Raw genomic sequence first — 24,634 nt, forward strand, 5'->3', positions numbered from 1 at the left:
CGCAACGGCGGTTCGGCGTTTCACGTGTCGACCACAGCCCACATCGTCGTCGATTTCTCACCGGCGACGAGAATGGTGCTGTAGCCGGAGGTCAGCTCATCGTATTGGTCGGCCTTGTGCTCTTCGACGAGTCTGCCGGTATCCGAGTCGTAGAAGCTCGTCTTCTTATTGTCAGTGAGCACGACCAGCCCGACGTCGGGCAATACTCCCTCGCCGCCCCACGGAGTCGTCGATCTGTAGTCGCCAGCATTCCACGTCGTCTTCCCGGTCGCTGCATCGATGGCGACGACGCCTCCGTCGGGACCCGGCGCGAGTACCGCAGCCTTCCCTCGGCTGTCGAAAGGCACTGTTCTGGGAGCCCCCGAGTACAGCACGGTATCGAAAGCCATCTCCGGTGCATCCGCGAACCATCCTTCCGGCGACCCGTCCGAGCCCTGATATTTGACCGCCGAAGCGAACAGCTGCAGCTGCAGACACGCGGCCCGGCCTTCCGGCGTAAAGGTGAAGTCGGTCGAACACATCGGATCGGTCGTGTCCTCCATCGTCGCGGCGTTAGGGCCGGAGTCGGCGGCCAATGTCGCGCTGTCGGTCTCTTTGAGTCCAGCAGGAAGGGTCAGCTCAGCTGCTCTGCTGAACGCCTGGCTCATCGGGTCATCGGGGTCCTCGGCTCCGAAGAGGTAGGTCAGCGTGGTCTCATCGCTTGTCGGAAAGACGTCGAAGTGCTCGACTCCGGAGTCGTCGATCGCTCGAGCTTTGGTGATGGGAACAGTGGCATGGCGCCCGGTGTCCAATGAGATCCGTGTGACCATGGAGTCCTCCCCGGACTGCCATGACATGACTGCGTTCTTGCGGTCCGGCGCGAGGTGAATCAGGGAGCCGCCGAAGGTCCGACCGTCATCATCGATCGACAGCGACGGCCAGGCTTCAGCCCCTGTCGATGGGTCAAGGGCGAACAACACCGCATTGCCGGCTTCGGAGGTAGGTGTGCAGTGCCCGTCCATTCGCATGCCGCTGTATTCGAGCAGGAGCAGGTCATCTTCGCCGAGGCGGTTGCCGAGCCCTGTCGACCGGGAGCCGAACGCCATCTGTTCATGACACGCATCGTCGGGGCCGGGAATGTCGAATGACCAGGCTTCCTCGCCGTCTTCCCAGGTGTAGGCAGTGACCGTTCCCGAGTAGTCGTTGACGATCACCAGGTCTCCCGCGGAATAGGCTTCTGAGCCTCCGCCTTCGTCATTGATGTAGGCGTCGATGCTCCACAGCTCTTCTCCGGTGGAATCGATCGCCCGCAGCTTCTCTTCGACCCAGTCGGTGACGAGCGCATGCCCCGCACCATCGTCGACGGTCAGTGTGGCGAAGTAATCGAGCTCGACCGGTTCGGCCAAGGTCGGGGTCGTCGTCGGCGATGGTTTTCCCTCTGGTTCGCCGCCGATGCTGCAGCCGCTCAGCGCCACTAAACCTGCCGCCACAACCGCCGCCCACATCCGCTTCATAATGCGTTTCTCCTGCTCATACCCCTGTGCATAGCTTGATCATATGCGGCGGCATTCACATTGGCACTTCGGGTGTGGTGAGCATAGAACCGCGCACTCGCCGAAAAACGGGCTGCGTGTCGAGAAACGGGGGTGCACATGCGTTTCTCGACGCTCAGCCCGTTTTTCGGCGGAGACTGCGAGAAGCGCGGCCGCTAAACCAGCCCCTGGTCCTCGGCGACTCGGATGGCGCGGGCCCGCGAGTCCACCCCGAGCTTCGTGAATACATTGACGAGGTGGCTCTTCACCGTCGCCTCGGTGACGAAGAGCTCCTGTGCGATCTGCGCATTCGAGGCCCCTGTGGCCAGAAGTTTGACGACGTCGCGTTCACGCCGGGTGAGCTTCGGGCTGGGGTTGCGCATCGCGGCGAAGACCTTCGACGAGATCTCCGGAGGCATATAGGTCTCCCCCTTCGCCGCTTTCTCGATCGCCGTCGAGATGTCCCCCGGGTCGATGTCCTTGAGCAGGTAGCCCGAGGCCCCGGCGTTGATCGCGGCGATGATCTCCGAGTCGAGGTCGAAGGTGGTGAGGATGAGCACCGCCGGCGGATTCGCCTTTGCGCGCAGCCGCTTCGTCACCTCGATGCCGTCGATCCCCTCCCCCAGCCGCAGATCGCAGAGGACGACGTCGGGGTCGAGTTCGTCGACGACAGTCAGCGCCTCCTCACCACTGCCGGCCTCACCGACGACGGCGATGTGGTCCGGAGCGTCGATGACTGACTTCAGGCCCGCCCGCACGACCGGGTGGTCGTCGACGAGGATGACTCGAATGCTCATGCGTTCTCTCCTGTGTCGGTGTTCTCGCGTGTGCCGTCTCCCTCGTCAGCAGTGCTGAGGCCCTCACCCCGGGTGTGCAGCTGGGACTGGCTCGGCAGCGTCGCGGAGATGGCGAAGCCGGATCCCTGACTCGATTCGATGACGAGTTCACCGCCGAGTTCGCGCATCCTGGAGCCGATGAAGTCGAGACCGAATCCCGAATCGGGGTTCCGCTGCCGATTGTGCGGATCGGCCATGCCGACCCCGTCGTCGACGATGTCCATCCTGATCGCCCCGTCGAGGTCCATGAGGCTGACCATCACACGCGTGGCCTGCGAATGCTGCCGAACATTGGCGAGTGCGGACTGAGCGGTCCGCAGCAGCGCCACCTCCACCTCGGCGGACAGGGTCGGCAGGGTCTCATCGACGTCGAGCCGGCCCCTGATAGCACTGTCCTCCTCGAGGCGGGCGAGCAGGCGCCGGATCGCCGCGGTCAGCGCCCCGTCCTCAAGTTCGGCCGGGGCGAGCGCAGCGATGATGCGGCGGACGTCGCGGGAGCTCTGCGCGGCGAGCTCCTCGACCTGGGCGAGCACCTGCCCGGCGTGATCATCGGTGGTGCGCTCCGCCTCGGCGTGGGCGATGAGGCGGATCGACGAGATCGACTGCGCGATCGTGTCGTGGATGTCGCGGGAGACGCGGGTCCGCTCCTGGATCTCGCCTGCGTGGCGCTGGGTGAGAGCGAGCTCGTCCTGGAGGTCGAGCAGGTTCTGGTGGGCGAGCTCAAGCGAGCGCAGCAGTTCCTCGCGGCGGCGGCCCTCGCGCAGGAGTTCGATATAACCGCGGGACAGCCCGAGAGCGAACACGGCACCGATGAGGGAGCCGATGATGCTCGGGGTCGGCACCTGCCCGTAGTGCGCGAGTGGGGCGACGATTGTCGCGATGTAGGTGAGTGCGGTGAAGACGACGGCGATGCGCAGGGAGAAGAGGTGGCCTGCGAGCAGCCAGAGGAGGAAGGCGACCCAGATGAACTCGGCGGAGACGAGCAGGGTGCACAGCCAGGCGGCTGCGAGGACGATGAGCCACCATTTCGCGAGGACCAGTGCGCCGGAGCGCGCTGCGCGGACGGCGCCGAGGGCGTACCAAGCGAGGAAGACGACGCTCACGGCTACGGCAGCGAGCATCGGTGCACCGGCAGAGACCGCGCGGATGCAGGAGATGAGCATGAGGACGAGAGCGATGGCGTGCTGACCGAACTCCATCGTGCGTTCCGTCCATTTGCGTGCGCCCACGCTGCCACCTTCCTGCAGATCGGCCTCGGCGATGAAACTGCCGAAGCGGTGATCCTGTGCTGTCATGTTCTCCCTGCCAACTCAATCACATCCCGACCCCCGGTGGTATGACATCTGAGCCGTCCGGTGCGGAAACCGAGCGGGCCCGGGCGACGATCTGCGTCGTCGCCCGGGCCCACCCAGCGTGACGGTTCAGTGCTTGCCGTGGTGAATCCCGGAACCGGAGTCCGCGAATTCCTTCTCGGCGAGCAGATGGGTGGAGTGTTCGTCACCGTCAGCCGCACCGGATGCCGCACGCTCGTGGAAGTGCGTGATCGCCTTGTTGGGCCACCACATCTTGTCGCCCACGAGTCCGAAGATCGAGGGGACGATGATGGTGCGGACGATGATCGTGTCGACCAGTACGCCGACTCCGACGATGAGGCCGAGCTGGCCGAGCACCATCAGCGGCAGCATGCCCAGCGCCGCGAACACTCCGGCCAGGACGATGCCGGCGCTCGTGATGACGCCGCCGGTGTGGGCGACTGCCTCGACCATGCCCTGGCGTCCGCCGTGGAGGACAGATTCCTTCTTCGCACGGTGGGCGAGGAAGATCGAGTAGTCGATGCCGAGTGCCACGAGGAAGAGGAACGCGAGGATCGGCACCTGCGAATCGAATGCGGACTGACCGAAGATCGTCCGTGACAGGAACGCGCCGAGCCCGATGGCCGCCGCGGAGGAGACCACGTTGACCAGCAGCAGGGTGAACGCCGCGATGGGTGCACGGAGGATGACGAGCAGGATGATGAAGCTGATCGCCAACACCATCGGAACAATGGTCATGAAGTCTTTCTGATTGCCGTCACGGGCGTCGAGCTCCGTGGCCGCTGCACCACCGACCTGAGCGTCGGCTCCGTCGATGGCGTGGACGTCGCCGCGGATGTCCTCAACGAGGTCGAGTCCCTTCGTGCTGTCGGGTGCATACTCGCCGGTCACCATGATCTTCGTGACCGAGGTGCCGTCGATGTTCGTGTCCTCGATCGCCGAGGCGCGCACGACGCCGTTCATATCGTTGACCGAATCGGCGACCTCATCGGCATGGTCGGTATCGGCGACGATCCAGATCGGCTGGGATTCCCCGGGCGGGAAGTGGTCGGCCAGGACATCGAGTCCCTGCGCGGATTCGGACTGGACCCGGAACTTCTCGGTCTGGTCGAGACCGATCGAGGATCCGATGAACCCGGTGGCCATGACACCGAGGATGACGATCCCAGCACCGAGGTGGAGCCCCGGCCTGCGGACCACGCGGGTGGCGATGGTCCGCCAGATCGAGGTCTTGGCCGCACCCGCACGTGCGGTCGCACCCTCAGGTGCGATGGCACGGCCGGCGGCGGCTGCCTCAGCGGGGGTGAGCTCTTCATCCGTGCTCTCCTCGGCCTTCGGGATGAAGGGCCAGAACATCTTCTTGCCGCAGATCGCGAGCACGGGCGGCAGGGCGAAGAGGACGGCGGCTGCGGAGATGAGCAGGCCGACGGCCGCGGTGATGCCCAGGCCGCGGGTGCCGGGGATGATCGCGAAGACGAGGCTGAGCAGGGACAGCACGACGGTGAGGTTCGAGGCGAGGATCGTCGTGGCGGTGTGCGTCCAGGCGTCAGCGAGCGCGCGGCGGTGGTCGGTGAAGCGGCGCAGCTCCTCGCGGTAGCGGGAGATGAACAGCAGCGCGTAGTTCGCTCCGGCGCCGAAGACGAGGACGCTGATGATACCCGCGTCGAACTGCAGGTCGAGCCAGTCGCCGACGGCCGCGGTCACGGTCGAGGCGAGTCCGTCGGCGGTGCCGATGACGATGAGAGGCAGCAGCCACAGGATCGGTGAGCGGTAGGTGATGATGAGCAGGAGGGCGACGATGACGATGGTGACGATGAGCAGCGTGAAGTCCGCGCCGTTGAATGCCGAGGCGATGTCGGCGCCGATCGCGGGACCGCCGGTGACCAGCAGGGACATGCCCTCATCGGTCAGTCCTGAAGCGGTCGGGTCGTCGGCGATGGCGGTGCGCAGGTCGTCGACGGTCTCGGCGGTGTCGGAGTTCGTCAGGCCGACCGTGATGGGCACCATGAGCAGCGCGGCCTGTTTGTCGTCGCTGAGGATCGGTCCGGTGACGGTCTCGGTGGATTCGTCGCCGACGGAGTCACCCAGCGAGGAGCCGAGCTTCTTCAGCTCGGCCTGGTCGTCGGCGGAGAGTTCGGATCCGTCCTCGTTCGAGGCCACGACCATGACGGACTGTTTGTCCGCCTCGGGGAATTTGTCGAGGATCTTCTGTGCCTGAGTCGATTCGGAATCGGCCGGTGCGGTTTCGTTGGGCCGGTCTTCTCCTGCCCCGGACAGGAGTCCGAAGAGCAGGGCGACGAGGACGACGATCCCGCCGAGGACGAGCCACGAACCGCGCTTCGATGTCAGCGTATGTGCGGTTTTCGCCAGTGGTGAGTTCATGACTCCAGTCCATCAATCTATGGAGTCACACACATCGCCTGTGAGTTCGGATTCGATCTGCAACTTTCGATGGAGAAAACGCGCTGAACTGGGGCGATAGGTTTTCTGAGGGTGGAGGTTCCGCGGAGAGTCGGCGACTCAGACGAGCTCAGCGCCCGCCTTCTTGACCTCCGAGAGGGCGGCTCTGCTCGACTCGCCTCCGACGCCCGCGACGAGGTCGGTGAGCACGCGAACGCTCAGCCCCGCGCTCAGCGCGTCGAGTGCGGAGGCGCGTACGCAGTGGTCGGTGGCGATGCCGACGACGTCCACCTCGGTGATGGTGAGATCGCCAAGAAGCTCGCCGAGGCGGCTCCCCGTGTCCGTGATCCCCTGGAAAGCCGAATAGTCGGGTTTACCTCGGCCCTTGCGGACTTCATGGGTGATGGCCGCGGTGTCGAGGAGAGGATCGAAAGCTGCGCCGTCGGTGCCTGCGACGCAGTGGACGGGCCAGGAATCGACGAAGTCCGGGGAGTCACTGAAGTGGCCGCCGTTGTCATTGTCGGCATCGTGCCAGTCACGGGAAGCGATGATGGCATCGTAGTCCCCAGCATGTGCCGTGAGGTGAGCGCTGATGCCTTCGGCGACGGCGTCACCGCCGGTCACGCCGAGCGCGCCGCCTTCGGTGAAGTCATTCTGGACATCGACGATGAGGAGTGCCTTGGCCATGCCTTGAGCATAGGCGTTTCTGCGTGGAATTCCAGAGATGTGGCGAATGGGGACGGAAATCCAGTGCTGTGGCGAATCGGAGGGTCGAGCGATTCGTGTCGGCGCGGCTCAGCCGGTGGGTTTGTCGGCGAACCAGTAGAACTGGGAGAACTGCTGCGAACGCCCCAGCCCCAGATCGCCCTTGGCGAAGCGACGGACCTCTTTGACCATGCTCCTCTCCCCCGCCGCCCAGACGTACAGTCCGGCGCTATCGAGGTCGAGTCCGCGCAGGTGATCGGCCACGGATCGATCCGTGCGATGCTGCGGGGCCGCCTCGGCGCTCACACCCTGACTCACCCAATGCCACGTCGCGTTGGGGTGTGCCGACTGCGGGAGCCCTGGCACCTCGGCCAGGTCGGCAGTGATCGCCACGGTGATGGCAATGTCGGCGGGGACGGCTTCGCACCAGGAATTGATGGCCGGGAGCGCGGTGAGGTCCCCCGCGAGGAGGAGGTGGGAGGTGTCGTCGGGCAGGTCGAGGCGCGCAGGGGTGAGGGCGGCTTCGATGGTGTCACCTGGGCGGACATGCGCCGCCCAGCGGGCCGCGGGACCGATGTCGGACGTGGATTCCGCCTCAATCGGGCTTGTCGAGCCCGCCGGGCCTGACTGACCCGCAGAAACTGCCGGGCCCGCCGGAATTGCCTGGTTTGCCGGGCCGCCCGAATCGGCTTCCCCGAGGTCACCGTGGAGGACGAAGTCGAGGCTGAATGTCCCGGCCTCAAGATCGATGGCCGAGAACGTGTAGCCGCGCTGACTCAGGTGGCCTTCGCCCTTCTCCGGGTGCGGGAACCACAGCCGGGTCCACAGAGTCGGGAAGACCTCATCGAGTTGGGCCAGCAGTTCGGCACCGGAGAAGTGGATCCGACGGTAGGTCGGGGTGAAGTCCGTGACCCCGGTGACGACCACTTCGTGATTCGTGATGCGCATCAGCCGCATCACGCCGCGTTGCCAGTTGACCATTCGCTCCACCCCTCGTTCGCAAGTCTTTGCTTAGCCTACCCTAAGCAAACGGCGACGGGAGTGTGAATCAGCGGATCAGACGCTTCGGGACGGGAGTGTATGTGGAGTGGATCAGATCCATCGGAACTGGTGCATCAGTGGAGTGGGTCAGACCCAGCCTCGGGCTTCGAAGATGCGGTGGTAGATCTCGCGGACGACGGCCTGCTTGCGGGCGTTGTAGCCCATGACCGTCTCCCCGACCGCGTTCGATTCCGCGGCCGATGTCCGCTTCACCGACTCGTAGGCCCCGCGCTCGACCGCATGCTCCCGCAGCCGATCTCGGAAGAGCCGCATCCGTGCCACTTCCGCGCACCGGGGTCCGAAGACGTGCAGATTGCATCCCGGCTGCCCGGGTTCCGGGTCGAGCCGCTTGAACATCCGATGCTCGTACCACGCAGGTTCGCGGAGGGTGAGACCGAATCCCGCTTCGGCGAGCGCGGGGACATAGTCATCTTCGGCCGTGGGGTCGGCTACGACGAGGGCGATGTCGATGATCGGTTTCGCGGGCAATCCCGGCACCGAGGTGGACCCGACGTGGTCGATGCCGACGAACGCACCGCTCGGGCTCAGGGCCCGACGGATCCGGTGGGCTGCCTCGGCGAAATGATCGGTCCAGGCGGGGTCGTGGTCAACGATGGCGATCACGGACGGCGGCGTGGTCGGTCGCGTCCAGAGATCGGGATCCTTGACATCGTTGAAGGTGATGATGTCAGCGATCGCGGCTGACATCGGATCGGCGGACACACCGCCCGCGGCCTCCTGCTCAGAGGAGTCACCAGCGGACGGCTGCGTCATGCCTCAGGCCTGCTTGAGGGCGTGCTTCTCGGCCTTCTTCGCAGCTTTCCTGGCAGCCTTTGCGGCCGCCTTGTCGATGGCCTTCTGGTTCTCACCGGCGCCGATGAGGAGCAGCAGTCCGCCGAGCGCGGCGAGGTTCTTCGAGAACTGGGTCTGGTGAGCCTTCGCCTCTCCGCCTTCCATCTCCCAGAAGGAGTGTCCGGCGAGCGTGGTCGGGATGAGGGACCCGGCGAGTGCGAGTGCCGAGAGGCGCGGCTTGATGCCCAGCAGCAGGGTGGTGCCGGCGAGGATCTGGACGCCGCCGTTGATGCGCACGAGCAGCTCGTTGTCGTCGGGCAGCCCGGGCACGTATTCGCGGATGGCGTCCAGGGTCGACTCGGCCATCGCTGCTTTGCCTGCCGGATCAGTGACGGCCGAGTATCCGCCGCTGATGAAGATCGGTGCGGTGAACACGCGTCCGGCGGTCTGCAGCAGCGAAGGTCCGAAGGTCATATGGGGCTCCTGTGGGTTTGGGATTCCGGTTGATCGGGTTTTGAGCCTAGCCGACGCCGGGGCCGAGCCTCAAGATTCGGCGCCGGCCTTCGCTTTGATGCCCAGTTCCGGCTGCTTGCGGAACTGGCCGGTGACGACGAGCACTGCGATGACGACCGCTGAGACGATCCAGCCTGCGACTCCGAGGAACGCGACAAGCGCCGGATCCGGAGTCGGCGCACCTGCATCGACGAACAGGCCCAACAACATGGCCCCGCAGCCGTTGAGTGCGGCATGGGCGAATACGGCCGGCCAGACGGATCCGGTGCGCAGGCGCAGCCAACCGAAGAGGACGCCGACCATGATGCAGCCGCCGACCATGAAACCCACACCGGCGATGTCGGGGCGGCCGAAGTTGTAGCCGAGCAGGATCAGCGGTGAGTGCCACAGCCCCCAGACGACGCCGATGATGAGCAGTGCAGGCCAGGTGCCCAGGGGACGAAGACTGGTGAGCAGCCATCCTCGCCAGCCGAATTCCTCGCCGATCGTGACACCGACATTGGCCACCGAGCTGACGAACATGAGCAGCAGGTAAATGGCGATGGCGGCGGCAGTCGGCAATGAGTCCGTGCCGGGAATCGTCTCCAGCTGCGCCGTGAACCCGGACAACCCGTCGAGGTCGAGGGCGAGCCATCCGAAGGCCGCGCTGACCAGGTAGCCGAGGACGACGAGCACCATGATCCCGAAGAAGGCGGCGATGGTCATCCCGATGACTCGGCCGAAGCTGCGCAGCGGCCAGAAGCCGAAGTAGCGCGGAGCACTGGCCAGGACCTCTCCCCTGGCACGGGCGCGGCGGCGCTGGACGATGGAGGCAATGATGCTCGCGATGAGCGGAGTGAACATCATGGCGCTGCCGCAGGCCAGAAGCAGAACGGGATCGCCGATCCCCTCCGCGGAGAACCACAGCGGCAGGCAGGCCAGCCAAGCGAGCTCGAATGCGGTGACGGTGAAGATTCCGATCTCGAGCCACGGGACCCGAGCGGGCACGACGGCGAGCGGCCGTCCTTTCGCGTCGACATCCTCGGCGGGGGTGTGCGATCCATCCATCGCCGAGGCGGCAGAACCGGGCATGGAATCCGTCGTTCCGGGCCGGTGGGGTTGGATAGTGGGTTGAGGTGATGGCTCGGTCGGTCCGGTCGCCTCGGCGAATCCGTTGTGACTGTGCGTCTGCGTGTTCACGGTTCCTCCTCGATCCTGCACTGTGCCCACCGATTCGGCGGTGGTCCGTGCCTGTGATTCCACGCTATGACTCGTCGTTGTTCGACACCTCCGCCGCGAGGATGAAATAGCAATCAGCCGCGCGGGCGAGAACGCTTCCGCAGGTGAGAATCGGAGATACGATGCGAACAGCACAGAATCAACGACGATTCGAATGAAGGAACATCACCATGTCCGATCTCCCCTCGAACGCCCACCACCCCGCAGGCGTTCACAACTCCACCGGCAACCGGGCCGGCGACCACCTCTCCGATTCCGACCATCTGGCCGTCCTCGGCTACGAAGATTCCTTCGAACGGTCGATGAGTCCGTGGGCGAACTTCGCCCTCGGCTTCACCTACCTCTCCCCTCTCGTCGGTGTGTATTCGCTGCTGGCAGTGGCGCTCTCAACCGGTGGTCCGCCCTCGATCTGGTGGATCGTCATCGTTGCCTGCGGACAGCTGCTCGTCGCCCTCGTGTTCGGTGAAGTCGTCTCCCAGTTCCCCATCGCCGGCGGAATCTACCCATGGGCCAGGCGGCTGTGGAGCAAGCGATATGCGTGGATGGCCGCATGGATCTACATCTGCGCACTCATCGTCACGATCACCTCGGTGGCGGAGTTCGGTGCCGGGTTCCTCGCGAGCCTCTTCGGCCTCGAACTCAGCCGCAACTCCACACTGTTCCTCGGCCTGGCGCTGCTGGTGCTGGCCTTGGCGATCAACTTCTCGGGCACGAAATGGCTGGCCCGCATCGCGCGCATCGGCCTCTTCGCCGAACTCATCGGCGTCATCGGACTCGGCCTGTTCCTGCTCATCTTCGAACGCAAGCACAGCTTCTCCGTCTTCTTCGACACCATGGGCACCGCCGGCGACGGCAGCTACCTGCCCGTCTTCATGGGAGCCGCAGTCGCCGGGCTCTTCCTCTTCTACGGATTCGAAGCATGCGGTGACGTCGCCGAGGAAGTGTCGAATCCGGCTCGCGGCATCCCGAAGGCGATGCTCATGACGATCCTCGTCGGAGCGGTCTCGGCCCTGTTCTCCTTCGGCGGGTACGTGCTCGCGGCACCGAATCTCGAGGAGATCGTCTCCGGTGAGGTCGCTGACCCGATTCCCGCGATCCTCGAGGGCAGCCTCGGTGCGGTGGGGGCGAAGATCTTCCTCGTCGTCGCTGTCCTCGCATTCATCTCCTGCGTGCTCAGCCTGCAGGCCGCCGCGTCGAGGCTGATCTTCAGCTTCGCCCGCGACGGAATGATGCCCGGACACCGGTGGCTGTCGAAGGTCACCGACGGGACGAAGATCCCGCACAATGCGCTCATCGTCGCCTGCACGGCACCCGCTCTGATCTGCGTGCTCATCTGGTTCAACGACGGAATCCTCGTCGCCGTGACCTCGTTCGCGATCCTCGGCATCTACCTCGCATTCCAGATGGTCGTCCTCGGGGCGCTGCGGCAGCGGCTGCGCGGGTGGAAGCCGGCGGGCCCGTGGTCGCTGGGCGGTTGGGGCATCATCGTCAATTTCGCCGCACTGGCCTACGGCATCTTCGCGATGGTCCTGCTCTCGCTGCCAGGCGACTCCGGATCGTTCTTCGCCGACTGGATCGTGCTCATCGGTCTGGTCGTCGTGCTTGTCGCCGGATTCATCTATCTGTTCACGGCACGTCCGGATCGGAAGTCCGACGCTCCCGAAGGTGACGCCATCGCCGTCGCCGAGGCGATCCGGGCACACCGCGCGAAGCAGTAACTCACGCGGGTGGGGCGCGGCCCCGGATCAGACCCCGAACTCTGGCGCGAAGGCCAGGGCGCCCGCGGGTACCTCGCCTCCCAGCGGCATCGCCATGAGCGCTTCGTCGGGAACGTCGACGTGCAGGGTGATGCCGAAGCCTGAGGCTGGGGTGAACCCGAAGCGCGGATAGTACTCGGGGTGGCCGAGGACGACGGCGAATGCCTCACCACGGCGGGCCGCCTCGGCGAGGAGCGCTTCGATCACCGCAGTGCCTGCGCCGGTGCGCTGGCGCTCGGGCCATACGGAACAGGGCGCCAGGCAGACGCCTGGGGCCTCGCCGACGAAGCAGCGGGAGAGCATCGCGTGGGCGATGACCTCACCTTCGAGCACTCCGACGAACGACAAGCCCTCGACCCCATTGCCGGATCCGCGGAGGGCGTCGACGAGTTCTGCCTCGTCAACCTGGCCGAATGCAGCTGCGGTCAACGCGTGGATCGCGTCGAAGTCGCCGGAAGTCTCAGGGCGGACGGTGAACTGAGGTACGGGAGGATTCGTCACCCGCTCACGATAGCAATCGGCGGGGCCGCCTCGGCGAGATTCCATCGCCTCACCAACTTCCCGCACATAAAAATACGGACCTATGCATAACAATTCGACAGACGGCGCACAATCACGTTACGCTGGTGACATGTCGAAAGTACTGTCTTCGCTCCCAGTCGGTGAGCACGTTGGAATCGCCTTCTCCGGCGGTCTGGACACCTCCTGCGCGGTCGCGTGGATGCGCCACAAGGGCGCCATCCCGTGCACATACACGGCCGATATCGGCCAGTACGACGAGCCCGACCTGGAGTCGGTGACCGATCGCGCCAAGGAATACGGTGCCGAGATCGCTCGCTTCGTCGACGCCAAGCGCCTGCTCGTCGAAGAAGGCTTCGTCGCCCTCCAGTGCGGTGCGTTCAACGTCCGCTCCGGAGGCAAGACCTACTTCAACACCACCCCCCTCGGCCGCGCTGTCACCGGGACCATGCTGGTCCGCGCCATGAAGGAGGACGGCGTCGACATCTGGGGCGACGGCTCGACCTACAAGGGCAACGACATCGAGCGGTTCTACCGGTACGGCCTCATGGCCAACCCGAAGCTGCGCATCTACAAGCCCTGGCTCGACTCGGAGTTCGTCGACGAGCTCGGCGGCCGACAGGAGATGAGCGAATGGCTCGTCGAACACGGCTACCCCTACCGCGATTCGGCCGAGAAGGCCTACTCCACGGATGCGAACATCTGGGGCGCCACCCACGAGGCGAAGACCCTGGAGTTCCTCGACGCCGGACTCGACATCGTCGAACCGATCATGGGCGTCGCCGCCTGGCTCGATGACGTCGAGGTCAAGTCGGAAGAGGTCTCGGTCCGCTTCGAAGCCGGCCGCCCAGTCGCCATCAACGGCGAAGTCTTCGACGATCCCGTTGCCCTGGTCTTCAAGGCCAACGAGATCGGCGGCCGACACGGACTCGGCGTCTCCGACCAGATCGAGAATCGCATCATCGAGGCGAAGTCCCGCGGCATCTACGAGGCCCCGGGCATGGCACTGTTGCACGTGACCTACGAACGCCTGCTCAACGCAATCCACAACGAGGACACCATCGCCCTCTACCACGAAGAGGGCCGCCGCCTCGGCCGCCGGATGTATGAGGGACGCTGGCTCGACCCGCAGTCGCTCATGCTGCGCGAGTCCATGCAGCGGTGGGTCGCCTCGGCGATCACCGGCGAGGTCACCCTGCGTCTGCGTCGCGGTGACGACTACACGATCGTCAACACCGAGGGCCCGAACCTGTCCTACCACCCGGAGAAGCTGTCGATGGAGCGTGTGGGCGACTCCGCCTTCGGCCCCGAGGACCGTATCGGCCAGATGACCATGCGCAATCTCGACATCGCCGATTCGCGTGCCCGCCTCGAGCAGTACGCGGCCATGGGCATCGTGTCCGGTCCGACTTCGGAGCTCGTGGGCTCGCTGGAGGCCGGCGGCGCCGAGGAGATCGCGAACTCCAACGCCGAGGTGGACGAGGCCAGCGACCTCGCCAACCTCTCCTCGGCCTTCGACGCCGGCACGGACTGAGGTCCTGACCCGGCACAGGTCCCGGTGGGGCTGAGCCCCGTCCGAACCGGAGATCCCCAGAACTTCCGGAGACACTGCGCAGCATGAGACTCGCGGCCTCCGGTTGAGAACAGAGAACGGCCGGCAGGCGCGCTCCCCGATCATCGCGATCGACGGAGTCCGCCTGTCGGCCGTTTCGCATTCACTGCGATCTGCAGCGCCTGTACCCACTGGCAGCGGGGCCATGGAAAGATTCACTCCATGAATTCCGATTCCCGGAACAAGGCCCACACCCTCGCCGAGGCGGTCGACCGAGATCTGCGCGCCCGTGGCGGCAGCGAACGGGCCCAGAAGGAAAGGGCCTACCTCAAGAGCGAACTCCTCCATTACGGGGTGAGCGTCCCGGATACCCGAACCGTCGTTCGCGCGGCATTGCGCGGAACAGCGCTTGGCCACAATGAGGTCATCGAACTCGCCCGACTCCTCTGGGCCGTGCCGATGTCGTCGGACGACTCGGCTGCGAGTGCCGGGCCGACAGACACAGGCGAAGGGGCGACAGGCCACCTCACACCCGTCCACGAACGTCGCGCCGCGGCGACGATGGTGCTCATCCAGTCGAAGGACCGCCTCGGCGGCGGGGATGCGGATTTCATCGAGGGCCTGCTCCGCGAGGCGAAGACCTGGGCGCTCGTCGACCCTCTGGCCGGGGACCTCGTCGGGCCGTTGAGCGAACGGGATACTGCCTTCGACCCCGTTCTTGAGCGCTGGGCGAGCGATGGGGATTTCTGGATTCGCCGCTCGGCCCTGCTGGCGCACCTGGTCCCGCTGCGGCACGGCCGCGGCGACTTCGACAGGTTCTCCCGATTCGCCGATGCGATGCTCGAGGAAAAGGAATTCTTCATCCGCAAGGCCATCGGCTGGGTTCTGCGCGACACCTCGCGCAAACGCCCCGACCTCGTCTTCGACTGGATCCTCCCACGCGCCAACCGGGCCTCGGGAGTGACGATCCGAGAGGCCGTCAAACGCCTGTCGACTGAACAGCGAGAAGGTGTGCTTGCCGCCAGGTGATACAAGGCTCGGCCGCGAGCGACCCGAGTCCCCACTATCTGATCCTGCCCCTGCCGACCGGAGGGTGGCCGGGCAGTTGTCGTGCCGCGTCCTCGGGGTTGCCGGTCAGCTCGACGACTGCGCGATCGAGCGCGGCCTTGGCCAGCTGCGAATACCCCGCCGCCGAGGCGGCCCGAGCGATCGCCTCGACCGCCGACCTCGCGGACTGCCGACCGGTCCCTGAGAACCAGATCCAGCGGCCGTCGATCGACCGTGGAATCGGGTCGAGGGCCAGTGTGAAACGTCTGCGTCCGCGCCTGGCATCCTCGGCCGAGCAGGCGACGAAGTGGACACCGTTCTTCGTCCACCACGACGCTCGCAGAGTCGACTGAGCGATCTGTCCCTGGAGTCCGACCTCTTTGAGATATCTGTTCGCACCGGCGACCCCGGCGATGCTGCCGGGCGTGATCTGCTGATAGGGAATGGCGTAGGGACGAATCCCCGGGGCGATGGAGCCGACAAGGATCCCTCGTTCGCAGACGATGAGCCGCTCACCCGAGAGATAGAGAAGGATCAGACCGAACATCACCGCGAAGATGACGCCCGGAGCAATCGCCAGCAGCGGCGTCTCCCCGGGGTTGATGAATGTCAGAGCTGTGAAGAGCATCCACCCGAGGACGAACCCCGACACCGTCTTCGGCCCTGGGCGGTCGGCGAACACCTCGATGACCTCACCAAGTTCTTCACGATGGCGACGGGCTTTCCGCGTCTCAGCACCCAACAGACCCCCAACCTTCGGATCGACGCCCGGATCAGCCTGACTCCAGGCACACGAAAAAGTCCCTCACCAGCAATCCTGCCAGGTGAGGGACTCTCCTTCTGTGCGCCACGAGGGATTCGAACCCCCAACCTTCTGATCCGTAGTCAGATGCTCTATCCGTTGAGCTAGTGGCGCATGTCGCTCGGACTCACGCCCTGCAACTCGAACAACTATACACACCAGTTTCACTGAAGCTCAAATCGCACCCACGTGCGCTTCGCCACATTCGCACTCACGGTCAGAGCCACCTCGGCGAGAGGGGATGAAATCGCAGATTTCAGCCGTCGATCATCGCCGAAACAAACCGTCAATCACTTGAAACGACACGTCATCCGATTGTTGCTTTTACGTCAATGACCCTCTGGCTGTGATCCAATGCACATCTTCGAGTGACCGAAACGCGCGTTTTTCGCTTCCGCTCCCATCCTACGGTGGATATGTACCAACCGCTCGACGGACGCCAGCCGCCGGAGACGAAACCCCACACCCGATTGACCAGGAGACCACTCATGACTGTCCTCGACCATGATGTCGTCGCTGACCAGCTGAAGAACGCACCGACCGAGAACAAGTCGGTGCTCTCGTTCGTCAGCCGGATCGCCGCCCTGACCACCCCGGACGACATCGTCTGGATCGATGGTTCCGAAGCACAGAAGAACGAGATCGCTGAGAAGCTCGTCGAAGCCGGCACCATCCAGCGTGTCAACGGCACCAAGGACTCCTACTACGCGGCCTCCGACCCCGAGGACGTCGCCCGCGTCGAGGGCCGGACCTACATCTGCTCCGAAGACGAGAAGGATGCCGGTCCACTCAACAACTGGGTCGCTCCCGCGGAGATGAAGGAAACGCTCAACGGTCTGTTCGAGGGTTCGATGCGCGGCCGCACCATGTACGTCATCCCCTTCGTCATGGGCCACGCCGAGGCGGACCAGCCGATGTTCGGCATCGAGGTCACCGATTCGGCCTACGTCGTCCTCTCCATGCTCGTCATGGCTCGCTCGGGCAAGTACGCCCTCGATGCGATCGACGCCCAGGACGCGAAGTTCGTCGAGTGCGTCCATTCCGTCGGCGCTCCGCTGGAAGAGGGACAGGAAGACGTCGCCTGGCCCTGCAACACCACCAAGTACATCACCCACTTCCCCGAGGATCGCGCCATCTGGTCCTTTGGCTCCGGCTACGGCGGCAACGCACTGCTGGGCAAGAAGTGCTACGCGCTGCGCATCGCCTCCGCGATCGCCCGCGACGAAGGCTGGCTGGCCGAGCACATGCTCATCCTCAAGCTGACGAACCCCGAAGGAGTCGTCAAGTACGTCGCCGCCGCATTCCCCTCGGCCTGCGGCAAGACGAACCTCGCCATGATCGAACCGACCATCCCCGGCTGGAAGGCCGAGACCCTCGGTGACGACATCGCATGGATGCGCTTCGGCGAAGACGGCCAGCTCTACGCCGTCAACCCCGAATTCGGACTCTTCGGAGTCGCCCCGGGCACCGGCTACACCACGAACCCGACCGCGATGCGCGCCATCGAGGCCGGCGGCAACATCTTCACCAACGTCGCACTGACCGACGACGGTGACGTGTGGTGGGAAGGCAAGACCGACGAGGCACCTGCTCACCTCACCGACTGGAGGGGCAACGACTGGACGCCCGAGTCCGACACCCCCGCCGCTCACCCGAACTCGCGCTTCTGCACCCCGATCGCGAACGTGCCGACCCTGGCTCCCGAGTGGACCAACCCGAACGGTGTGCCGATCTCGGCCATCCTCTTCGGCGGTCGCCGCAAGACCACGATGCCGCTCGTGACCGAGACCAAGGACTGGACCCACGGAGTGTTCATGGGCTCGGTGCTCTCCTCGGAGACCACCGCGGCTGCCACCGGTGCCGTCGGCGTCGTCCGCCGCGATCCCATGGCGATGCGTCCCTTCATCGGCTACAACGTCGGTGACTACCTGCAGCACTGGATCAACATCGGCAACACCGAGGGCGCTCAGCTGCCGAAGATCTTCTACGTCAACTGGTTCCGCCGCGACGACGACAACTCGTTCCTGTGGCCCGGATTCTCCGAGAACTCGCGCGTTCTCAAGTGGGTCTTCGAACGCGTCACCGGCACCGCCGATGCTCAGGAATCCCCGCTCGGCCTCACTCCGGTCGAAGGCGGCCTGGACACCGAGGGCCTCGACTTCACCGACGAGCAGCTGCGCAAGGCTCTCGCCATCAAGCCCGAAGAGTGGGAGACCGAACTCGGGCTCATCGAGGAATGGTACGCCGAGCTCGGCGATTCGGTTCCGGCCGAGCTCCGCGCCGAGGTCGACAACCTCCGCCAGCGCCTCGGCCTCGCCTGAGTCGTTTGGCTGAGTTTCTTAGCTGTGTGGCTAGCCTGAGCCGTTTGGTTTCATCGCTGACAGTCTCTGAGCCGTCCGTTCATCGACAATCCCCCAACCGCCGCCGAGGTGGTTGGGGGATTGACGTGTTCCGGTCCGAGTTCAGCGATGCGCCGTATGCGCCACGTGAACCTCACGGAGAAATACCAACACATCACGCGGTTTCGCTTTGAGCCGCCTTGATACGCGATATGTGACCAACTCCGGCAACCTGACGTTGCCGATCAGCGCATTCCGATGAGCGGTCACACCGCGGGCCGTGATCGTTACGACCAGTGCGTCCGGGAGCATCCCTTTCCTCCACTGGAACTCTCCCCCGATGTCGACGATGCCTGACCACGGCGTTGCGAACTGCCTGACCCGCCCGCCATGCTTCCACCATGAGGACTCCACACCCCATCTCGACACGACGAACTGTGGTCGCACAACGGGAAAGACAAAAGTCCACAACAGCGCTCCGACGCCGATCAGCGCCAAACCGATGGCGAAGACCGCAAGGAGGAAGAAGACCGGCCACCCGCCGAAGCCAGGGGACATCGGGTTCCAGGTCGAAGCGGAGGTGACGGTGAACGTGAGGATGATCGCTCCGACGAACAGCCAGCTGACGAGTGCGAGGGCGAAAATCTTGACTAGATTTGTTCGCAGTACGACGCGTCCATCGCGCCGCATTGCTGCATGCCATTGGTCGATGCGCCGGCGATCGGCTTTGGCGATTTCCTTCTGCAGATCGGCGGATTGCCGAGGATTGTGCGGTGGAGTTCTCACAGATCGAGTCTAAGCCGAGGCACCAGGGTCTCAGGAAAGCCACCCGCAGCTGCTTTCACTGAGCCGCCCCGATTCCAACGCTCGGGTATCCCGCACCGTCAGCGGCATAACTACCCGGCAGTGGCACTTCCTCTCGTGACGCAGGGATGCTTCATGCACATAGTCCGGAGCATCCCTCACCGCTGCTGTCGCTAGGCACCGGTGGGAGCAAAACACCGTCGCAGCGGCACGTTGCACCATTGCAACTGTAGGCACAGCCACTAAGGGCGAGGGATGGTGCGCTAGAGGGTGTACGCGACGCTACCGGTGAGTGATGGTCGTCCAAAAGCAGCTTGCCGACGGCAAGCGATCGCTGCCTGAGCCGTCACGCGGGGATCACCCAGAGAGCTCAGGCGAGCACTTCAGAAACGACACGTGGCCTGCAGCACGGAGGCGTCAGGCGCCGTGGCGAGCACCCCAGAGAGCCCAGGCGAATTACTCCCGAAGCGTCAGACGGTCGGCCTCTGAAGTGTCAGGCGCCGTGGAGGGCCGGGACGATGAGGTAGACGCCGAGCAGCACGACTGCCCCGCAGATGCCGAAGACCGCCCAGTAGCCGACCGGCAGAGCCGAGCTGCTGCGGCCCTCCTCGACACGGTCGAGGTGCGCGGCGCGCATCCGCACTCCGACGGAGAACAGCGTGATGACGATGATGGCCGAGACCCATGTCGCGGCCGCAACGATGGCGAACGAACTCCACTCGATCATTTCGCGTCTCCCTTATCGCTCGCATCTGCCCGGCCCGCATCTGCCCCGGTGTTCGAGGCCCGGCCCGCATCGGCTCCGGAAGCAGATCCGGTCGACGATGAACTCGTCTTCGCAGCCTCGGCGGGAACCGCCCCGTTCTTCTTCGCATCGCGGTGGGCACGGCGCTTCTCTTTCGCCGCCTGCTTCTCCGCCCAGGCCTCGTATCGAGCTTCTCTCTTCTCCTGAGCACGTTTGCGGTTGCGATCCTTACGCAGCTTGCGCTTGCGGCCGCGGATGTTGACGGCCTCGCCGACGGTGTCGAAGTTCGAGATGTCCGTCTCCTCGACCCGGCGGGAACTGAGGTAGATCCACAGCACCACGACCACGGCGACGACCGTGTCGACGACGACGCCGACCGTTCCCAAGTGAGCGATGCCGGCTGCGATCCCGCCGACGATCGCGGCGGCCGGAATCGTCAGCAGCCAACCGGAGGCGATACGTCCGGCCGTCGACCACTGGACATCGGCGCCCTTGCGGCCCAGTCCCGAACCGAGCACGGAACCGGAGGCGACTTGAGTCGTCGACAGAGCGAAGCCGAGGTGCGAAGAGGCGAGGATAGCCGCAGCCGTCGACGTCTCGGCCGACAGTCCCTGAGCGGGCTTGACCGTCGTCAGCTTCGTGCCGAGGGTGTCGATGATGCGCCAACCGCCGACATAGGTGCCCAGCGCGATCGCCAGAGCACACGCGGTGATCACCCAGATATGCGGGCCGGTGCCGTGCTCCTGCAGGTTCGCGGAGACGAGCACGAGGGTGATGACGCCCATCGTCTTCTGCGCATCGTTCGTTCCGTGGGCGAGCGCCACCAGCGAGGACGAGAAGATCTGCCCGTACTTGAACGGTGCACGGCGAGCGGTCTTGCCCTCCTCGTTGCGGCGAGTGATCGCGTAGGCGATCTTCGTGCACAGATAGGCGCTGAACCCGGCGATGAGCGGGGCGGCCAGAGCCGGGATGACGACCTTGGACAGGAACACTCCGTAGTCGACGGAGTTGAGTCCGGCACCGACGATGGCCGCACCGATGAGGCCGCCGAAGAGTGCGTGGGACGAGGATGATGGTAGGCCGAAGCGCCATGTCGCCATGTTCCAGATGATGGCGCCGATGAGGCCGGCGAGGATGAAGTCGGGAGTGATCTGGACTCCCCCGCCGCCTTCCTTGATGATGCCGCCCGAGATGGTCTTGGCCACCTCGGTGGAGAGGAAGGCACCGACGAGGTTGAGGATCGCGGCAAGCGTGACCGCCGTCTTCGGTTTGATGGCCCCGGTCGCGATCGGTGTGGCCATGGCATTGGCCGTATCGTGAAAGCCATTGGTGAAGTCGAAGAACAGTGCCAGTGCGATGACGAGCACGACGACGAAGATGATTTCCACTAATCGACCTTGGGTGTAGACACTATTCGGACCGTGGATGATGCAGCTGACGGCCAGCCATCACTATCCCGCAGAAGTCTACCCACAGATTCAACCGCTCTTCACCCGCAATTCGACCCTACTCCACCTGATTCACCTTTTGTTCACTTTTGACGTGCGCAAACGGGCCCCGCCCGGCTGAGAGTGCAATAGCACTCACATTCCGAACGGGGCCCGAAACCAGCAATCCCTCGCCGAGGCGATGCCCCCTTCTCGCGGGACGAATCTACTCCGTGACGTACCGATCCGCGACGTCGAGTGCCCGATCCAGGGCGGCGAGTCCGAACCTGACGTCCTCATCCGGGGTGTTCAGCGGCGGCACGACGTGGATGCGGTTGAAGTTCGCGAACGGCAGCACGCCGTCGGCTTTGAGCGCTGCGATGATCTCGTTCATCTCCGGTGAGCTGCCGCCGTAGGCCGCCAGCGGCTCCTTCGTCGTCCTGTCCTTCACGAGCTCGATGGCCCAGAAGCAGCCAAGACCCCGGACATCCCCGACCGAGGGGTGGCGCTGCGCCATCTCCTGCAGAGCCGGACCGATGATGTCCTCGCCGAGGCGGTCCGCATTGGCGATCATCCCCTCGTCCTCCATCGCGGTGATCGTCGCGACCGCTGCCGCGCAGGCGAGCGGATGTCCCGAGTAGGTCAGTCCGCCCGGGTAGGCCCGGTCGCGGAAGGTCTCGAAGATCGCATCCGAGATGGCGACCCCGCCGAGCGGGACGTATCCGGAGTTCACGCCTTTGGCGAAGGTGATGAGGTCCGGGGTGACATCCCAGTGGTCGAGGGCGAACCAGCGGCCGGTGCGGCCGAACCCGGCCATCACCTCGTCGGCGATGAAGACGATCCCGTACTTCGCCGTCAGTTCCCGCACGCCTTCGAGATAACCGGCCGGCGGGGCGTAGATCCCCGCGGTGCCCGGCACGGTCTCGAGGATGAGGGCCGCGATATTGCCGGGCCCCTCGAGGGTGATCATGTCCTCGAGGTGGGCGAGCGCCCGCTGCGTCTCCTCGGCCTCGGACGACGAGTTGAAGTACGACCGGTACGGGTAGGCGGGCATGAAGTGGACGATGCCCTCAGCGGAGTAGTCGTTGGCGAACCGGCGCGGGTCGCCGGTGACGTTGACGGCCAGCTGCGTGCCGCCGTGGTAGCTGCGGTAGGCCGAGAGCACCTTCGTCCGACCGGTGTGCAGTCGGGCCATCCGGATCGCGTGCTCGTTCGCGTCGGCTCCCCCGTTGGTGAAGAACACATGATCGAGGTCGCCCGGGGTGCGTTCGGTGATGAGTCGGGCCGCCTCGGAGCGGGCGTCGTTGACGTGCTGCGGCGCGATGGTGCACAGCTTGCCGGCCTGTTCCTGGATCGCCGCGACCACACCCGGGTGCTGATGGCCGATATTGGTGTTCACCAGCTGCGATGACATGTCGAGCAGCTTCCGGCCCTCGCCGTCCCAGACGTAGGGACCTTCGGCGTCGACGATCGTCATCGGCTGGAACGGCCCCTGCGCCTGCCAGGAGTGGAAGACGTGCGCCCGGTCGAGCTCGTGGGCGCGGCGCCCGGCCTCGAGGAGGTCGGGGTCGATCCGGTCGGCGCCGGTGCTTTCAGTATCGAGGTGCGATTCGGTGAGCGGGGAATCCGCGGTGGTGGTCATGTCAGGGCTCCTTCGCCGAGGTGGTTCGTCGTGGTGTGAACGTCCGCCCCGGGTCGGGGCGGACGTCCGTGGTGGTCGGTTCAGTCGTTGGTCGGGAATCCGAGGTTGAGGCCGCCGTGGCTGGGGTCGAGCCAGCGGGAGGTGACGACCTTCGCGCGGGTGAAGAAGTGAACTCCTTCGTCGCCGTAGGCGTGGGTGTCGCCGAACAGCGAGTTCTTCCATCCGCCGAAGGAGTAGTAGCCGACGGGGACGGGGATGGGCACGTTGATGCCGACCATGCCGACCTCGACCTCGTTCTCGTACCGGCGGGCGGCTCCGCCGTCGTTGGTGAAGATCGCGGTGCCGTTGCCGTACGGGTTGGCGTTGATGAGATCGATGCCTTCGTCGTAACCGGGGACGCGGACGACGGCGAGCACGGGCCCGAAGATCTCGTCGGTGTAGATCGACATGTCGGGGGTGACGTTGTCGAAGAGGGTCGGGTTGAGGAAGAATCCCTCGGCCGGGGTGTTCTCTCGGCCGTCGAGGACGACGGTGGCTCCCGCCTCGGCGCCGGCATCGATGTAGCCGGCAACCTTGTCGCGGTGGGCGGCGGTGACCAGTGGTCCCATGTCCGGCTCGGTGGCACCGTCACCCACGCGCAGTGTCTTGGTGCGTTCAGCGATCTTCGCCACGAGCTCATCGGCGATGGAGTCGACAGCGACGACCACGGAGATCGCCATGCAGCGCTCACCTGCGGCGCCGTAGCCGGCGTTGACGGCGGCGTCGGCGGCGAGGTCGAGGTCCGCATCGGGCAGGACGAGCATATGGTTCTTCGCTCCTCCGAGCGCCTGGACGCGCTTGCCGGTGGCGGTGCCGTTCTCGTAGACGTATTGTGCGATCGGGGTCGACCCGACGAAGGACACCGAGGCGACCTCGGGGCTCTCGAGGATCGTGTCGACGGCTTCCTTGTCACCGTGAACGACGTTGAACACGCCATCTGGCAGCCCGGCTTCCTTCCACAGCTCGGCAAGCCAGTTCGCGGCCGACGGATCCTTCTCCGAGGGCTTGAGCACGACGGTGTTTCCGGTGGCGATGGCCACGGGGAAGAACCACATCGGAACCATGGCCGGGAAGTTGAAGGGAGAGATGATCGCGGAGACGCCGATCGGCTGGCGCAGGGAGTGGACGTCGATGTTCGTCGAGGCGTTCTCAGTGTGGCCGCCGCGCAGGTGGCCGGCGATGCCGCACGCGAATTCGACGACTTCCTGGCCGCGGGCGACCTCGCCGAGAGCGTCGGAGACGACCTTGCCGTGTTCGGCGGTGATGATCTCGGCCAGTTCCTGCTTCCGAGCGTTGAGCAGTTCGCGGAAGTTGAAGAGGACAGCGGTCCGCTTGGCCAGGGACGTGTCGCGCCAGGCGGGGAACGCGGCGGATGCTGCAGCGATCGCCGATTCCACGGTGGCCTTCGACCCCAGGACCACCTGGCCGCTGACGACTCCGGTGGCCGGGTTCGTGATATCGCCGAGGCGGGTGTCGGTGTCCGCGGTGACGGTCCGTCCGTTGATCCAGTGGGAGAGCGTTGCCATGAAGAGTCCTTCTGCGTCGTCGGTACGTCGGTTGAGTCCATCCTCTGTCCGCTTTGCCGATCTCGGAAGTGTCAGAATGTCAGAATCTTCGCCCTCGGCTTTACAC

The 24,634-nt window shown here is 65.1% G+C and carries 20 protein-coding genes and 1 tRNA gene; 4 read left to right on the forward strand and 17 right to left on the reverse strand.

The window, feature by feature from the left end:
• Positions 1-20: 20 nt before the first annotated feature.
• From HIM68_RS09470 to HIM68_RS09510, 9 genes are all read right to left on the reverse strand, one after another.
• Positions 21-1,493: a PQQ-binding-like beta-propeller repeat protein gene (locus HIM68_RS09470; RefSeq protein WP_172171672.1), complete on the reverse strand. Its 1,473-nt coding sequence runs from the start codon at positions 1,491-1,493 to the stop codon at positions 21-23.
• A gap of 194 nt (positions 1,494-1,687) precedes the next feature.
• A complete protein-coding gene (locus HIM68_RS09475) occupies positions 1,688-2,308 on the reverse strand; it encodes a response regulator transcription factor (RefSeq protein WP_172171674.1) in 621 nt (206 codons plus the stop codon).
• On the reverse strand, positions 2,305-3,642 hold the full coding sequence (locus HIM68_RS09480) for a sensor histidine kinase (protein ID WP_253903875.1): 1,338 nt from the start codon (positions 3,640-3,642) through the stop codon (positions 2,305-2,307). Before HIM68_RS09480 ends, HIM68_RS09475 begins: the two co-directional genes overlap by 4 nt.
• A gap of 126 nt (positions 3,643-3,768) precedes the next feature.
• Positions 3,769-6,042 carry an MMPL family transporter gene (locus HIM68_RS09485; RefSeq protein ID WP_172171676.1) on the reverse strand — a complete coding sequence of 758 codons (2,274 nt, stop codon included), beginning with the start codon at positions 6,040-6,042 and terminating at the stop codon, positions 3,769-3,771.
• Between the two features lie 138 nt (positions 6,043-6,180).
• Positions 6,181-6,747 carry an isochorismatase family protein gene (locus tag HIM68_RS09490; protein WP_172171678.1) on the reverse strand — a complete coding sequence of 189 codons (567 nt, stop codon included), beginning with the start codon at positions 6,745-6,747 and terminating at the stop codon, positions 6,181-6,183.
• Between the two features lie 108 nt (positions 6,748-6,855).
• On the reverse strand, positions 6,856-7,746 hold the full coding sequence (locus tag HIM68_RS09495) for a siderophore-interacting protein (protein WP_172171680.1): 891 nt from the start codon (positions 7,744-7,746) through the stop codon (positions 6,856-6,858).
• A 147-nt stretch (positions 7,747-7,893) separates the two neighbouring features.
• Positions 7,894-8,580: a GrpB family protein gene (locus tag HIM68_RS09500; RefSeq protein ID WP_172171682.1), complete on the reverse strand. Its 687-nt coding sequence runs from the start codon at positions 8,578-8,580 to the stop codon at positions 7,894-7,896.
• Between the two features lie 3 nt (positions 8,581-8,583).
• Positions 8,584-9,072: a DoxX family protein gene (locus tag HIM68_RS09505; protein WP_172171684.1), complete on the reverse strand. Its 489-nt coding sequence runs from the start codon at positions 9,070-9,072 to the stop codon at positions 8,584-8,586.
• A 69-nt stretch (positions 9,073-9,141) separates the two neighbouring features.
• The gene (locus HIM68_RS09510; protein WP_367647491.1) at positions 9,142-10,290 is read right to left on the reverse strand and encodes a lysostaphin resistance A-like protein; all 1,149 of its coding nucleotides are present in this window, start codon (positions 10,288-10,290) and stop codon (positions 9,142-9,144) included.
• 209 nt (positions 10,291-10,499) lie between these two features.
• On the opposite strand from HIM68_RS09510, the gene HIM68_RS09515 reads away from it, so the two are divergent.
• On the forward strand, positions 10,500-12,047 hold the full coding sequence (locus HIM68_RS09515; RefSeq protein ID WP_253903876.1) for an APC family permease: 1,548 nt from the start codon (positions 10,500-10,502) through the stop codon (positions 12,045-12,047).
• 27 nt (positions 12,048-12,074) lie between these two features.
• On the opposite strand, the gene HIM68_RS09520 is transcribed toward HIM68_RS09515, so the two are convergent.
• Complete coding sequence (locus tag HIM68_RS09520; RefSeq protein ID WP_367647492.1) at positions 12,075-12,587, reverse strand: GNAT family N-acetyltransferase; 513 nt, start codon at positions 12,585-12,587, stop codon at positions 12,075-12,077.
• 130 nt (positions 12,588-12,717) lie between these two features.
• On the opposite strand from HIM68_RS09520, the gene argG reads away from it, so the two are divergent.
• Both argG and HIM68_RS09530 read left to right on the forward strand, forming a co-directional pair.
• Positions 12,718-14,139, forward strand: a complete 1,422-nt coding sequence (argG, locus tag HIM68_RS09525; RefSeq protein WP_172171688.1) for an argininosuccinate synthase — start codon at positions 12,718-12,720, stop codon at positions 14,137-14,139.
• A 240-nt stretch (positions 14,140-14,379) separates the two neighbouring features.
• On the forward strand, positions 14,380-15,186 hold the full coding sequence (locus HIM68_RS09530) for a DNA alkylation repair protein (RefSeq protein ID WP_139909151.1): 807 nt from the start codon (positions 14,380-14,382) through the stop codon (positions 15,184-15,186).
• 34 nt (positions 15,187-15,220) lie between these two features.
• Here HIM68_RS09530 and HIM68_RS09535 read toward each other — a convergent pair whose 3' ends face one another.
• Both HIM68_RS09535 and HIM68_RS09540 read right to left on the reverse strand, forming a co-directional pair.
• Entirely contained in the window at positions 15,221-15,946 is a 726-nt protein-coding gene (locus tag HIM68_RS09535) for a hypothetical protein (RefSeq protein WP_172171690.1), read from the reverse strand.
• Positions 15,947-16,047: 101 nt separating this feature from the next.
• Positions 16,048-16,120, reverse strand: a tRNA-Arg gene (locus HIM68_RS09540).
• 374 nt (positions 16,121-16,494) lie between these two features.
• Between HIM68_RS09540 and HIM68_RS09545 the strand changes: the two genes are divergently transcribed.
• Positions 16,495-18,327 (forward strand): phosphoenolpyruvate carboxykinase (GTP), encoded by a 1,833-nt coding sequence (locus HIM68_RS09545; protein ID WP_172171692.1) that lies wholly within the window; start codon positions 16,495-16,497, stop codon positions 18,325-18,327.
• Between the two features lie 141 nt (positions 18,328-18,468).
• Here the strand turns inward: HIM68_RS09545 and HIM68_RS09550 are convergent, their stop codons facing one another.
• From HIM68_RS09550 to HIM68_RS09570, 5 genes are all read right to left on the reverse strand, one after another.
• Entirely contained in the window at positions 18,469-19,131 is a 663-nt protein-coding gene (locus HIM68_RS09550; RefSeq protein WP_172171694.1) for a hypothetical protein, read from the reverse strand.
• Positions 19,132-19,642: 511 nt separating this feature from the next.
• Complete coding sequence (locus tag HIM68_RS09555) at positions 19,643-19,876, reverse strand: hypothetical protein (RefSeq protein WP_172171696.1); 234 nt, start codon at positions 19,874-19,876, stop codon at positions 19,643-19,645.
• Positions 19,873-21,282 carry an inorganic phosphate transporter gene (locus tag HIM68_RS09560; protein ID WP_172171698.1) on the reverse strand — a complete coding sequence of 470 codons (1,410 nt, stop codon included), beginning with the start codon at positions 21,280-21,282 and terminating at the stop codon, positions 19,873-19,875. Before HIM68_RS09560 ends, HIM68_RS09555 begins: the two co-directional genes overlap by 4 nt.
• A 265-nt stretch (positions 21,283-21,547) precedes the next feature.
• Entirely contained in the window at positions 21,548-22,963 is a 1,416-nt protein-coding gene (locus HIM68_RS09565; protein ID WP_172171700.1) for an aspartate aminotransferase family protein, read from the reverse strand.
• An 80-nt stretch (positions 22,964-23,043) separates the two neighbouring features.
• On the reverse strand, positions 23,044-24,528 hold the full coding sequence (locus HIM68_RS09570; RefSeq protein WP_172171702.1) for a CoA-acylating methylmalonate-semialdehyde dehydrogenase: 1,485 nt from the start codon (positions 24,526-24,528) through the stop codon (positions 23,044-23,046).
• Positions 24,529-24,634: the final 106 nt, after the last annotated feature.

Origin of the sequence: Brevibacterium sp. CT2-23B (assembly GCF_013168765.1) — a bacterium.
Lineage (GTDB): Bacteria > Actinomycetota > Actinomycetes > Actinomycetales > Brevibacteriaceae > Brevibacterium > Brevibacterium sediminis.